Origin of the sequence: Paracoccus sigandri, from assembly GCF_003709565.1 — a bacterium.
Taxonomy (GTDB): domain Bacteria; phylum Pseudomonadota; class Alphaproteobacteria; order Rhodobacterales; family Rhodobacteraceae; genus Paracoccus; species Paracoccus siganidrum.
The window spans coordinates 149,108-161,190 of record NZ_QNRC01000010.1 but is presented as its reverse complement, the minus strand read 5'-3'; the positions used below and the strand labels follow the sequence as shown (position 1 = coordinate 161,190).

The 12,083-nt window shown below is 68.0% G+C and carries 12 protein-coding genes; 5 read left to right on the top strand and 7 right to left on the bottom strand.

Going from position 1 to position 12,083, the window contains the following annotated elements; all coding sequences use genetic code 11:
• Nucleotides 1-151: phosphate acyltransferase (locus C9E82_RS25260; RefSeq protein ID WP_276312144.1), on the top strand; the 151-nt coding region annotated here is incomplete at its 5' end.
• 28 nt (nucleotides 152-179) lie between these two features.
• On the opposite strand, the gene C9E82_RS11535 is transcribed toward C9E82_RS25260, so the two are convergent.
• The 5 genes from C9E82_RS11535 to C9E82_RS11515 all read right to left on the bottom strand — a co-directional run bounded on the left by C9E82_RS11535 (nucleotide 180) and on the right by C9E82_RS11515 (nucleotide 4,410).
• On the bottom strand, nucleotides 180-815 hold the full coding sequence (locus C9E82_RS11535) for a ferredoxin reductase domain-containing protein (RefSeq protein ID WP_119901125.1): 636 nt from the start codon (nucleotides 813-815) through the stop codon (nucleotides 180-182).
• On the bottom strand, nucleotides 728-1,222 hold the full coding sequence (locus C9E82_RS11530; protein WP_119901124.1) for a PepSY-associated TM helix domain-containing protein: 495 nt from the start codon (nucleotides 1,220-1,222) through the stop codon (nucleotides 728-730). Before C9E82_RS11530 ends, C9E82_RS11535 begins: the two co-directional genes overlap by 88 nt.
• Before the next feature lie 6 nt (nucleotides 1,223-1,228).
• Nucleotides 1,229-1,762, bottom strand: coding sequence for a DUF2271 domain-containing protein (locus tag C9E82_RS11525; RefSeq protein WP_119901123.1), 534 nt, complete (start codon nucleotides 1,760-1,762; stop codon nucleotides 1,229-1,231).
• A gap of 73 nt (nucleotides 1,763-1,835) precedes the next feature.
• Nucleotides 1,836-2,402, bottom strand: a complete 567-nt coding sequence (locus C9E82_RS11520) for an EF-hand domain-containing protein (protein WP_119901122.1) — start codon at nucleotides 2,400-2,402, stop codon at nucleotides 1,836-1,838.
• Between the two features lie 76 nt (nucleotides 2,403-2,478).
• Nucleotides 2,479-4,410, bottom strand: a complete 1,932-nt coding sequence (locus C9E82_RS11515; RefSeq protein WP_240643714.1) for a TonB-dependent receptor domain-containing protein — start codon at nucleotides 4,408-4,410, stop codon at nucleotides 2,479-2,481.
• Between the two features lie 436 nt (nucleotides 4,411-4,846).
• On the opposite strand from C9E82_RS11515, the gene C9E82_RS11510 reads away from it, so the two are divergent.
• On the top strand, nucleotides 4,847-6,292 hold the full coding sequence (locus C9E82_RS11510; RefSeq protein ID WP_122449276.1) for a YncE family protein: 1,446 nt from the start codon (nucleotides 4,847-4,849) through the stop codon (nucleotides 6,290-6,292).
• A 65-nt stretch (nucleotides 6,293-6,357) separates the two neighbouring features.
• On the opposite strand, the gene C9E82_RS11505 is transcribed toward C9E82_RS11510, so the two are convergent.
• Complete coding sequence (locus C9E82_RS11505) at nucleotides 6,358-7,836, bottom strand: NCS1 family nucleobase:cation symporter-1 (protein ID WP_119899625.1); 1,479 nt, start codon at nucleotides 7,834-7,836, stop codon at nucleotides 6,358-6,360.
• A gap of 149 nt (nucleotides 7,837-7,985) precedes the next feature.
• On the opposite strand from C9E82_RS11505, the gene C9E82_RS11500 reads away from it, so the two are divergent.
• Together C9E82_RS11500 and C9E82_RS11495 are read left to right on the top strand one after the other, a co-directional pair.
• Nucleotides 7,986-8,651, top strand: coding sequence for a GntR family transcriptional regulator (locus C9E82_RS11500; protein WP_119899623.1), 666 nt, complete (start codon nucleotides 7,986-7,988; stop codon nucleotides 8,649-8,651).
• A 57-nt stretch (nucleotides 8,652-8,708) separates the two neighbouring features.
• Entirely contained in the window at nucleotides 8,709-10,337 is a 1,629-nt protein-coding gene (locus C9E82_RS11495) for an acyl-CoA dehydrogenase family protein (protein WP_119899620.1), read from the top strand.
• A gap of 20 nt (nucleotides 10,338-10,357) precedes the next feature.
• On the opposite strand, the gene C9E82_RS11490 is transcribed toward C9E82_RS11495, so the two are convergent.
• Nucleotides 10,358-11,176 (bottom strand): helix-turn-helix transcriptional regulator, encoded by an 819-nt coding sequence (locus C9E82_RS11490; RefSeq protein ID WP_240643616.1) that lies wholly within the window; start codon nucleotides 11,174-11,176, stop codon nucleotides 10,358-10,360.
• A 133-nt stretch (nucleotides 11,177-11,309) separates the two neighbouring features.
• Here C9E82_RS11490 and C9E82_RS11485 point away from each other — a divergent pair, with 133 nt between their 5' ends.
• On the top strand, nucleotides 11,310-12,077 hold the full coding sequence (locus tag C9E82_RS11485; protein ID WP_119899618.1) for an SDR family NAD(P)-dependent oxidoreductase: 768 nt from the start codon (nucleotides 11,310-11,312) through the stop codon (nucleotides 12,075-12,077).
• Nucleotides 12,078-12,083: the final 6 nt, after the last annotated feature.

Here is a 12,083-nt window from a genome sequence, read left to right as displayed (position 1 = left end):
GATCCTGCAGGGCCTGGCCCGGCCCGCCAACGACCTGTCCCGCGGCTGCTCGACCGAGGACATCGTCGCCGCGGCAGCCATCACCGCGCTCCAGGCAAGAACAGCAGAGGAAAACGAGACGGTTGCGGCGGCGATCGGGAAAGGCGCCTAGCAGACGAACCCACCCGCAAAAACGCCGCCTAATAGAGGTCCCGCAGCCAGCGACCCGACAACGCCAGAGCCTGAAACCAGACATCGCCCAGGATGTCGGCAAGCGCGCGCTCTGCGTCCCGGCCCATCCCCTCGCGCCGGCCGCAGATGTAAAACCCGGCGCCCTGGGCGTCCCAGTCCGCAAGCGTCGCGGCGTTCAGGCGCAGCAGCTCATGCACGTATCGCGGCCCGTCCCCATCCCTGGAAAAGGCGCGATCCAGCCGCCGCAGGACGCCGCTGCGCAGCCAGTCCTGCAATTCGGCGTCAAGGATCGCGTCATGGCCCCGGCTGCGTTCGCCGAACAGCAGCCAGACCGGGCCGGGCGCCTTGGCCGAGGCGCGCTGGCGGATATGGGCGACCAGCCCCGAGAGGCCCGAGCCCGCGCCGATCAGCACCATCGGGCGGCGGTCGTCGCTGCTGTGGAAGCCGGGGTTTTCGCGGATCCGCATCCGCAGCAGGCCGCCCGTTTGCAGCTGCCGGGTCAGCCAGTCCGATCCCGGACCCGGCTGGCCCGCGCCGTCGGTCGTCCGCCGCACGATCAGCTCGGCCTGTCCGTCCGCCGGCAGCGAGGCCAGCGAATATTCGCGCCGCAGACGGGTGCCGTCGGGCAGCGGGATCTCGACCACCGCGATGTCGCCTGCGCGCCAATGCGGCAGATGTTGCAGCGGCGGGGCAGGGGGATATGAATCTCCTCGGAGTCGGTCTCGGTCGCGCGCCCGGCGATGTTCAGCGCCAGTTCCTGCCGCGTCCAGCGCGATATTTCGTCGGGCAGGGGGTCTTCGGTCTGGTCGGGCCAGTCCTGCAGCAGCCTTTGCAGGTCCTGCGGCAGCTGGGCGCCGACCTCGGTGGTGACAGGGGTCGAGGGGATCAGCGCCGGATGGTTCAGCGTGATGCCGGTGGCCGCGCACATCAGCAGGCCCGTCAGGCTGAGCGCGGCCGAAACCCAGTGCCACAAGCGGAACTGGCGCATCAGGAAGGCGCGCGTTCCGCCCGGAAGATGCCGCATCGGGCTGTCTGCGGTGGCGCGTGACATGGCCTCTCAGCGCGTGACGGCGACGGCAAGCCGCTCGATTTCCTTGCTGCCCTGGATCTCGGCGTCGTTTTCACCCGCGCCCCAGGAGAACCCGGCGCGCAGCAATTCGCGCTCGCCATTCTCGCGCGAGACCTCGACGGCCAGGACATAGTCGCCCGGCGCCAGCCCGGCCAGGATGCCCGAATCGCCGGGGATGACGACGTCATGCGTGCCGGGACCGCGGGTCGGCCCGCTGACGCCATCGGCGGGAAAGCTCATGTTCTCGCCCGCCTCGCGCCACCAGCGGCGCAGGTCGCGCAGGAAACCGACGCCCAGGTTGTCGCGCAGCCGCGTGTCATACCAGACCGCGACCGTCCCCTGCATCTCGCGGGTGGCGGCGTCCTCGATCCAGGCGGCCAGATAGGGGCGGTAATAGGAGGCGACCTGTACTTCCGGCAAGGTGATCTGCATGTGCAGATCGGCCGCCCCGGCAGGCACGGCTGCGGCCAGCGTCGCGGCGCCGACCAGGCGGGCAGAGGTCTTGGCGATCGTCTTCGGCATCGGGTCTTCCTGTCAAATCCGGCGGAACGGGCGGCGGGGCCGGCCCGTGCGAGAGCCATCCGGGGCGCGGCGCTCAGTCCGCGCTGCGCTCGGCGTCGTCGCTGCCGTCATTGTCGCGGCGGCGGCGTTCGCGCGGCGGATCCTCGGCCGAGACGACGCCGTCGCCATTCGTGTCCATCCCGGCGAAGGTGCGCTCGGCGCTGGCCAGGTCCTCCTCGGGGGACAGCAAGCCGTTGCGGTCGCGGTCCAGCAGCGCGAAACGGACGCCGGCCTGCGTCAGCCCGCGTTCGAAGAACTTGTCGGGTTCGCGGTCCTGCTCGGCATATTGCTGGCGCAGGCGGCCCTCGAACTCGGCGACATATTCGGCCTCGTTGAGGGCGCCGTCGCCATCCTTGTCGGCGCCTTCGAAGCGTTCGGTGCGCACGGCAAGGAATTCCTCTTGCGTGACCTGGCCGTCGCCGTCGCGGTCATAGCTGGCGATGAAGGCCGCCTGGCTGTGGCCGCCGGCGACGCCGGGCGCCGGGGGCGGGGTGTCGCCCTCCCCGGCCGTTTGCGCCAGGGCGGCGCCCGCCATGCCGGTCAGCATGGCAAGGGGCAGGGCGAATGGGATCTTGCGAAACATCTGGGTGGTTCGTGGCATGGTCTTTTCCCGATCTGGTTCTGCGCGGCGGATGCCGAAGGAGGTGGCGGGCACCCGGCCGGGTGCCCGGCCCGGTTCAGAAGGTCTTCGCCAGGGCGAACTTGATGTTCCGGCCCGGCGCGTTACGCGTCGCCAGCCGCCGCTTGTATTCCTTGTCGAACAGGTTCTCGACGGCGAACCGCAACTCGGTTCCTTCCAGGATGCCCGTCGCCGGACGATAGGTCGCGCGCAGGTTATGCACGGTGGTGCCGGGGATCGCCGCGTCGACATCGCCTCTGTCATAGCGTTTGCTTGCGACCATTTCCCAGCTCAGATCAAGCTCTCGGTCCCAGCGCTTGCCAAGCACCAGCCGCGCGCTGTCCGCCGGGGTCTGGGCGTAATAGTCGCGCCATACGCCGTCGACGGTGGCCGATGTGTAATCCACGATATTGGCGCTGATTTCCCCGTAGAAGCCCGTCGCATGGCTATAGGCGCCTTCGAGTTCAAGCCCTTTCATGTCCGCCGTGCTGACGTCCGGCTCGGACGTGATGTCCCAGACATGGGTTTTGTAGAGATTGGCCTTGAGGCTGATCGCGTCATCGGCGGCGAAGACATCCGCCTGGCGATGCGACGCGCCGATTTCCCATGTGCGGGCCTTTTCGGTCGTGGTCATGTAGTTGATGATATTGCCGCCGGATTCGTAGTCCTGTCGGTCGAAATCGTCCATGATGGGCAGCGATTCGGTATAGGCGCCGCTTGCAAAGACAGCGAAACCGTTCTGCCATTCGTAGCGGGCCGAGATCCCACCCATCAGGGCGTCGTTGTCGTATTCCCCCTCGAATCTCGGATTTGTCCCCTTGTAGGTTATGTTCTGCGTCTCGTAGCGAAGCGCGGGGGTCAGGGTGAAGCCGTTGCCGAAATCCATCTCGTCGATGGCGAACAGCGCGATGCGGTTGTCCTTGCCGCCGGGGGCGGCATAGGCGTCCAGACGGTCCTTGAAGATAAGCTCGGCACCGGCACGCAACTCGTTGCCGACGCTGCCGATGCTGAAATGCGCGGTGTTCTTCACCGTCAGCTTGGTGGTCTCATAGCGATGGTCGGCATCGATCAGCGGGAAGCCGGGGCCGATGGCGGCGTTGTAGATCTTCTGATCGGCGTAGCTGAGATTGACCGAAAGATCGACCAGGTCGTTGCCCGCCGGGTTCCAGCCATAGGCCAGCACCAGGGTGCGCGACCGGATGTCGCGGTCCACGTTGCCGAAGGGCAGGCCGGCGACGGCGTCGTAGGGCACGTCCCGTTCCGCGATCGTGCTGTCGGTATAGGACAGGCTGACATATTGGTCACGATCCTGGCCGAAGCTGTATTTGGCCTTCAGACCGTAAGAGGGCTCCTTGAAGCCCACGTCCCCGGTGTTGTTGCCCGCGCCGTCGTCCTGTTCGCCTTGGCGCCGCCAGACATAGTTGGCCATCACCTCGAAATCCTCGCTCGGCTGCCAGGCAAGAATGGTCGAGGAGGTGATGGAATCGCCATTGGTGCCGAAAGACAGGCCCTGGCGCAGCCTATAGCCGATCTCGCCGCCGGTGAAGTCCGAGGCGTCCTTGGTTTCCAGCCGCAAGATGCCGCCGACCACGCCCGAGCCGTATTCGAAGCTGCCGACCGTGCCGCGCAGGACCGAGACGGACTTGAAGAGTTCGGGATCGGTGAAAAGCTGCGTACCAAGGCGGTAAAGCTCTTCCGAGCCCTGGGTTGCGCCGTCGACCTGGATCAGCACCTTCTGGTTGCTGCCATAGGTGTTGCCCGCGCCGAAGCCGCGGATGTTGATGCCGCTGCCCGAGGGGGTCGAGCCGTTGATCAGCGTCACCCCCGGCACGGAATCGATCAGTTCCGCGATGGTGCCGGCCTGGCGGTCGTCGATTTCTTCCTGGTCGATCTCGGTCACGGCCGTCGCGGTGTCGGTCCGGACGTCGCGCTTGCTTTCGATGGTGATGGTGTCCAGCAGCAGCGGATTGCCGTCCTGCGCCAGAGCCATGTGGGGGAACATAAAGGCGCAACTGCCCAACAGGACAGCGCGCAAGGGATTGCGTCCGGTCATAACCGCCTCGCTAGCATTGAACGGTGGATAATGCCGCTGGCTGCGAAGGCTGGCGTCTGATGCGCGTTGGACAGGGCGGGAGGGCCGGGAAGGCCGGGCCAGCCCTGATCTGCGCGATCCAGTTAAACCCCTGACAGAAATTGTCAAGTTAAACGGCGGGCCGGTCCCGATTATCCATACGAAGCTGTTCAGGTGGGGATTTCCTGCCACAATCGCGCGATGGTTGCGGACGCGGCAGGCCGCGACACCCAGGCGCGCGACGCGGATTCCGGTTGACAAATTCCGCCGGACCATCGCTTTTCCCGACAGGCCGAGCCCGCCCCGCCCCTTGCCAGGTCGGCACCGGATCATCCATCCATGAGGAGATATTGCGATGACGTGGAGTTCTGGCTCTGCCGCGCCCCGGCGCGGTCATGTGGCATTGGGCGCGGCCCTGGCGCTGGCCATGCTGTCCCTGCCGATGGGCGCCCTGGCCGAGGCGCGTTTCGACGCCCCGGCGGAATTCACCGGCCGATTCCGCGTTGGCCCGGAGATGCCGGGCAAACCGGTCCATTCCGGCGACGGGGTCCGCGTGCAGGGCATGGGCCTGGTGCCGGGGCAGAGCGTGACGCTGCAGAAGGGGCTGGCGGTCCTGAACCCCGGCGGCCCGGCCACGGTCGATGACGAGGGCAACCTGTCGCTGGGATTCACCCTGCCCGAGGATGCCGAGACCGGCCTGCACAAGCTGGTCGTGATCGCCGAGAACCCCTCGACCGCCACGGTGATCGACGTGAAGGTCTCGCCCCGGATCCCGCTGTCGGGTGAGGATCTGTTCAGCCGGCACGGCGTCAAGGGTGCCGCGGGTCTCTATCAGTCGGCCTACAGCGCCGCCAGCGACGCGCTGTTCGTCGCCGCCTCGTCCTTCCGCCCGCGCGGCTCGACCCTGCAGAAGCTGGATCCCGAGACGCTGGAGGTGCTGGCCGAGATCACCCCGCCCGAGCTGCCCGAGGATCTGCGCCAGTCCCCGCCCCCCGGCGCGCCGCAACCCGAAGGCCCCGAGCCGGTCGCGGTCTTCGGCATCGCCGTCGACGACAGGCAGGGCACGGTCTGGGCGACGAACACCTTCCACAATACCGTCGCGGTCTATCGCCAGGGCGACCTGTCGCTGGTCCGGCAGTTCCCCCCCGGCGAGGTCTATCATTCCCGCGACGTGGTGGTGGATGGCGAACGCGGGCGCGCCTATGTCTCGGCCTCGGCGACGAACGGGATCCATGTCTTCGACACCGCCGCGCTGGAAAAACGCGCGGTGATCGAGATCGACTCGGCGCAGCGCGGCGGGGATTTCTCGGTCATGAGCCTTGCGCTGGATCCCGAGGGCGGGCGGCTGTTCGTGGTCAGCCGGACCAGCAACGAGCTGGCGGTGATCGACCTGGACAGCAACGAGGTGGCGCGGGTGCTGCCGGTCCCCGGCGCGAAGAATGCCAGCGGCGTGGCCTACGACGCGGAAACCGGGCGGGCCTTCGTCGCCTCGCAGGACAGCGACAACCTGGTCATCCTGGACCTGGACAGCGGCGAGGTGCTGCATGACGTGGCCGTCGGCGCGGGCGCGCTGAACGTCGCCTTCGAGCCGGTCGAGCGCCTGGCCTATGTCTCGAACCGCGGGGCGGGGACGGTCACGGTCGTGTCGCCGGAGGGCGAGATCGTCGCCAACCTGGCGAATGGCAGCTATCCCAACCATGTCCATGCCGATGGCCGCGGCAATCTCTATGCCGTGAACAAGTCGCTGGCAGAGGACGATGCGGCGGGCGATCACGTCACGCTGATCCGCAAGGCCCCCTGATCCGGCTGCAAAAAAGGCGGCCCCCGAGGGAGCGGGGGCCGCCGGCCGGATCGATGCCGGGGCGTCTAGTGGAAGTCCGACACGCCGTTCGACCCGGTTTCGACTTCCTCGAAGCGGCGCATCAGCGCAACATGCAGGACGCCGCCCAGCAACGCGCCGATCATCCAGCCGAAGCCCGACATGGCTTCCAGCGCCGGGATCCAGACCGTGCTGACGGAAAACAACGCCGCGATGCCGAAGGCCATGATCGCCGTCTTGTTCCAGCCCTTGACATAGTGATAGTTGCCGCCCGCCTGGGACGAGAACAGGTCCTGCAGGTTGATCCGCCGCTTGCGCAGGATGTAATAGTCGGCCACCAGGATGCCATAGAGCGGCGCCAGCGCGGCCCCCAGCGTGTCCACGAAGGAGGCGATGCCGATCTTCGAGATGACCGACACCCACAGCGCCCCGATGAAGAAGGCGATGGTCGCCGTCAGGTAGCCGCCGGTCCGGGCGCTGATCCGCGAGGGATAGAGATTGGCCAGGTCATAGGCCGCCGGGATGAAGTTCGCCACCAGGTTGATGCTGATCGTCGCCGCGAAGAAGGTGAAGGCGGCGATCACCGTCAGCCAGATATTGTCCACCCGCTCGACGATGTCGGCCGGGTTCACCAGCCTTTCGCCGAACAGCACCACCGTGCCCGCCGTGATCATCAGCGCGATGAACGAGAAGATGGCGATCGACACCGGCAGGCCCCAGAAGTTGCCGATCATCATCTGGCGTTCCGATTTCACGAAGCGCGAGAAGTCGCCGAAATTGATCACCACCGCGGCGAAATAGGCGATCATCGTGCCGGTGATGGCGAAGAAGGCGGCGACCGGCCCGCGGGTGCTGGCCTCGTCATTGCCCTGGAAGATGTTGCCAAGCTCGGTCAGCAACCCGCTTCCGGCCTTCCACCAGATGGCGATCATCAGCACGATCATCACCAGATAGACGAAGGGACCGGCCCAGTTCAGGAACCGGCCGACCCATTCGATGCCCATCGAGAAGACGACAAGCTGCAGCGCGCAGACGATGAAATAGGACAGCCACTCGACCCCGGACATGCCCAGGAACCCGGTCCCGCCCGCATCCAGCCCGAAGACCGCCCGCAGCAGCAGCGCCACCGCCGTCGAGGCGAAATAGGTCTGCACCCCGTACCAGAAGATCGCGACCACGCCGCGCACCAGGGCGGGGAACTTGGCCCCCTGCACCCCCATCGACACCCGCGCCATCACCGCATAGGGGATGCCGTAGCGGACCGAGGGCTTGCCGGTCAGGTTCACCAGGATCATCACGATGAACCCCGCCAGGACGATGGCGGTGAAGGTCCACCAGCCGTTCAGCCCGTGGCTGATGAACAGCGACGCCGCCAGCGTATAGCCGAACAGGCTCTGGATGTCGTTGTTCCAGACGTTGAAGATCTCGAATGCGCCCCATTTCCGTTCCCTGTGCGGGATCGGCGCAAGGTCGGCATTGTAGAGCCGGTGGTCCTTCGACCGGATTTCCAGATGGTCATGAGTCATTTTTCTACCCCCTGCGACCGGCATGGCGGTATCTGCCATCTGCACGGCACATCTAAAATTTTAGAAACTATTTTTACAAACATACAATAATGAATCTATTGAAACAGCTTTCGAAAAATGGCGATAATCGCCGGCAGGGAGGGTCCAGGATGCGGGCGGAAGACGGAAATGGCGCGGATCTGCTGGCCGATCAGGCCTATGGGCGGCTGGTCGCCCTGCTGCGCGACGGCACCCTGCGGGCAGGGGAATTCGTGACCATGCCGGGCCTGACCGGGGCGACCGGCCTGTCCATCGCGGCCATGCGCGAGGCCGTGAAACGCGCCGATTCGCGCGGCTTGCTGCGGATCCTGCCCAAGCGCGGCGTGCTGGTGATGGACGCTGGCCCCGAGACGACGCGCGATTGCCTGGACATGCGCATGGCCCTGGATTGCGAGGGCGCGCGGCGGCTGATCGCGCGCGGCGTGCCGGATCTGGCAGAGCTGCGCGACGCGCATGAGGCGACGCTGGCCGCCGCCCGCGGGGCGCGCGCGCCCGACCTGACCCGGCGCGCGCAGCGGGTCGACCTGTCGCTGCATGATGCGCTGGCGGCGGGGCTGGCGGACAACCGGATGCTGGCCGAAGCCTATGCCACGAACCGCGACCGGATCGCCATCATCCAGAACACGCGCCCCTTCCTTGCCGACAGGATCGTCTCGGCCATGGAGGAGCATCTGGTCATCCTGGGCGCGCTGGAACGGGGCGATGCGCAGGCGGCCGTGGCCGCGATCCGGGAACATTATCGCCAGACCTTGCGCTGGTGGGGGGTCGAGGTCTAGCGGGCGCGGCGGCGGATCGGCTAGACTGCGGCGCAGGGCAGCGAGGAGGGCGCCGGCATGGCGCGGCTTGAAGCGACGGCCGGACTGGAAACGCACCAGGTCCTGAACCAGCCCGAGATGCCGGGCGACCGCGACCTGTGGCGCGACGACCCGGTGCTGCGCGGCGCGCTGGCGGAAAGCGGCGCGGCGCTGGAGGAACTGGCCCGCTATGGCGAGACCCTGGGCCGGGCCGAACTGCGCGCGGCGGCGCGGGCGGCGAACCGCAACCCGCCCGAATTGCGGCTGTTCGACAGCGGCGGGCGGCGGCTGGACGAGGTCGGCTTCCATCCCGACTATCACCGCTTCATGCGCCTTTCCGCCGCAGCGGGCTATCACGCCATCGCCTGGGAAGGCGGCGCGGCGGGCCATCTGGGCCATGCCGCGATGGTCTATCTGGCCAGTCAGGTCGAGCCGGGCCATTGCTGCCCGCTGACCATGACCCATGCGGCCGTGCCGGTGATCGCCGCGGCGGATCTGCCCGGCGACTGGCGGGGGCGGATGCTGTCGCGGCGCTACGATCCCTCGGTCCGGCCGATGGAGGCCAAGACCGGCGTGACGCTGGGGATGGCGATGACCGAGAAGCAGGGCGGCTCGGACGTGCGCGCCAATAGCACGCGGGCGGAACGCGACGGCGTGGCCTGGCGGCTGACCGGGCACAAGTGGTTCTGCTCGGCGCCGATGTCGGACGGGTTCCTGACGCTGGCCCAGGCCGAAGGCGGGCTGACCTGCTTCCTGGTGCCGCGCTGGCTGGAAGATGGGCGCAACGCCATCCGCCTCCAGCGGCTGAAGGACAAGCTGGGCAACCGCTCGAACGCCTCGGCCGAGATCGAGTATCACCGCGCGCTGGCGTGGCAGCTGGGCGGGGAAGGCGACGGCGTGCGCACCATCGTCGAGATGGTGCATCACACGCGGCTGGACACCGCCATGGCGCCCGCCGGGCTGATGCGGGCGGCGCTGCGCGAGGCGCATCACTGGGTGTCGCGCCGCAGCGCCTTCCAGAAGCGGCTGATCGACCAGCCGCTGATGCGCGCGGTGCTGGCCGACCTGGTGCTGGACTGGCAGGGCAGCCTGACCCTGGGCCTTGCGGTCGCGCGGTCCTTCGACGCCAGCGGCGACGCCGACCGCGCCTTCGCCCGCATCGGCGTCGCGCTGGCGAAGTACCTGGCCAACAAGCTGTGCCCGACGGTCGTCGCCGAGGCGATGGAGGTGCTGGGCGGCATGGGCTATGTCGAGGATACGCCGCTGCCGCTGCTCTATCGCGAGGCGCCGCTGAACGGCATCTGGGAAGGCTCGGGCAACGTGATCTGCCTGGACGCGCTGCGCACGCTGGCGCGCGAACCGCTGGCCCGCGAGGCGCTGGCGGCGCGGCTGGAGGCGGGGACGGGGCTGGACCGGCATTACGACGCGGCGCTGGCGGGTTGGCGCGCGCGCTGGGGGCGCGGCGTGACCGAGGCCGAGGCGCGCTGGTTCGTCGAACAGGCCGCGCTGCTGCTCAGCGCCGCCGCCCTGCTGGAGGCGGGGGACGAGGCGCTGGCCGGGGCCTTCATCCGCACCCGCCTTGGCACCGAGCGCGGCCGGACCGGCGGCACGATCCCGGCCGACCTGGCCGAGGCGATCTTGGCGAAGGGTTTCCCCTTCCACGACTGACCGCCCGCCGCGGCTTCCGGCTATTCCACCAGATGGTCGATGAAGATCTGGAACAGCTCGCTCTGGCTGGAGATCCCCAGCCGCCGGTAGATGTTGGAGCGGTGGATCTTCACCGTGCCCTCGGCGATCCCCAGGTTCTGGGCGATGGAAAGGCTGCTGTGACCGCGCAGGATCAGCTTGGTGACCGCGTGCTGCGCCGGGGTCAGCAGCGCGCCGAAGGCCTGCTGGAAGACCAGTTCCGTGTCGGGCCGCGGCGTCGCGGGATTTGCGTCGGTCCCGTGGATGTGATGCTGCCATTGCTGGCGCAGGCTGGCGCCGACGATCGGCGTCAGCGCGGCCAGGGCGGCGAATTCCGCCGCATCGAAGGGCTGCCCGCCCCGGTTGCGCATCAGCGAATAGGTCGCCGCGAAGCCGTCGTGCAGGGGGATGGTGAAGCCGACCTCCTCGACCAGCGTGCCGGCCTGGTCCGAGATGCAGGGATGCACCTCGCGCGACCAGGCGAAATCCGAATCGTAGAACCCGTCCGGGGCCAGGTCGCGCATCCGCCACAGCCCCTCGGAGCAGCCCGAGACGCAGGCCGAATAGAACGGGTCCAGCAGATAGGCGCCGCGCAGATAGGTGCGCAGCGCGCGCCGGTCCACGGTCGCGGAATAGCCGTCATGGATCAGCACGGGGCTCTGGTCGGGGTTGAAGGCGAAGGCGCAGCTCATGTCGAAGCCGGCCGCCTGCCGCGTCAGCGCGTCCAGCGCGGGGCCATAGCCGGACCTGCCCGCCGCCGCGATCAGCGCGGCGATGGCCCGGGCCGTCCCGTCCGCGATCACCGGCCCGCCCCCGCGCATATAACTTTCGTCATATGGCAATCCATCCGCCGCGCCCTAGGCTTTCCTTGATCCGGTCTTGGGAGCGACCGGGTGCGATGCCCCATAGACGCAGAAACAAGCCGGGCCGGCAAGCCCGGCCAGGGAGGATGACGTGAACGGAAGACTGACAGGCAAGGTGGCCCTGATCACCGGCGGCGCCGGGGGTTGCGGGCTGGCCGCGTCCCGGCTGTTCGCCGCCGAGGGCGCGAAGGTCGGGATCCTGGACCTGCCCCGCAGCGAGGGCGAGGCGGTGGCGCAATCCCTGCGCGACCAGGGCCAGCAGGCGATCTTCGTGCCGGCGGACGTGTCCGATGCGGCGCAGGTCCAGGCGGCGGTCGAGGCGGTCGAGGATGCCTTCGGCCCGATCACCGTGCTGATGAACCATGCGGGCATCCTGGCCGCGCTGCCCTTCCTGGAAACCAGCGAGGAGGAATGGGACCGCATCATGGCGGTGAACGTGAAAAGCATGTTCCTGGTCACGAAGGCCGTGCTGCCCGGCATGATCGCGGCGGGCGGGGGCAGCGTGATCTGCACCTCATCGATCTCGGCCGTGGTCGGCACGCCGATGGAGGTGCTCTACTGCACCAGCAAGGGCGCCTGCCACATGTTCGCCCGCGCGCTGGCGGTGGAATTCCGCGACCGCAACATCCGCTCGAATGCGATCTGCCCCGGCTTCATCGCCACGGCGCACGGGCTGCGCGAGATCGACATGCTGACCCGCCACGGCGTCGATGTCTCCGAGGCCGCCATCGCCGCCGCGCAGGGGCGCCTGTGCAGGCCCGAGGAGGTGGCCAGCGCCGCGCTTTTCCTTGCCAGCGACGATGCAAGCTTCGTCAACGGCGCGCATCTGTTCGCCGACAACGCCTATACGGCGATCTGAACCGAA

Bases quoted from the DNA above. Each gene is read 5' to 3' on its own strand.
- C9E82_RS11525 (WP_119901123.1), bottom strand. From the start codon at position 1,762: ATGCCGAAGACGATCGCCAAGACCTCTGCCCGCCTGGTCGGCGCCGCG.
- C9E82_RS11505 (WP_119899625.1), bottom strand. From the start codon at position 7,836: ATGACTCATGACCATCTGGAAATCCGGTCGAAGGACCACCGGCTCTAC.
- C9E82_RS11520 (WP_119901122.1), bottom strand. From the start codon at position 2,402: ATGCCACGAACCACCCAGATGTTTCGCAAGATCCCATTCGCCCTGCCC.
- C9E82_RS11515 (WP_240643714.1), bottom strand. From the start codon at position 4,410: ATGGCTCTGGCGCAGGACGGCAATCCGCTGCTGCTGGACACCATCACC.
- C9E82_RS11495 (WP_119899620.1), top strand. From the start codon at position 8,709: ATGGCGCGGCTTGAAGCGACGGCCGGACTGGAAACGCACCAGGTCCTG.
- C9E82_RS11530 (WP_119901124.1), bottom strand. From the start codon at position 1,222: ATGTCACGCGCCACCGCAGACAGCCCGATGCGGCATCTTCCGGGCGGA.
- C9E82_RS11490 (WP_240643616.1), bottom strand. From the start codon at position 11,176: ATGCGCGGGGGCGGGCCGGTGATCGCGGACGGGACGGCCCGGGCCATC.
- C9E82_RS11500 (WP_119899623.1), top strand. From the start codon at position 7,986: ATGCGGGCGGAAGACGGAAATGGCGCGGATCTGCTGGCCGATCAGGCC.
- C9E82_RS11510 (WP_122449276.1), top strand. From the start codon at position 4,847: ATGACGTGGAGTTCTGGCTCTGCCGCGCCCCGGCGCGGTCATGTGGCA.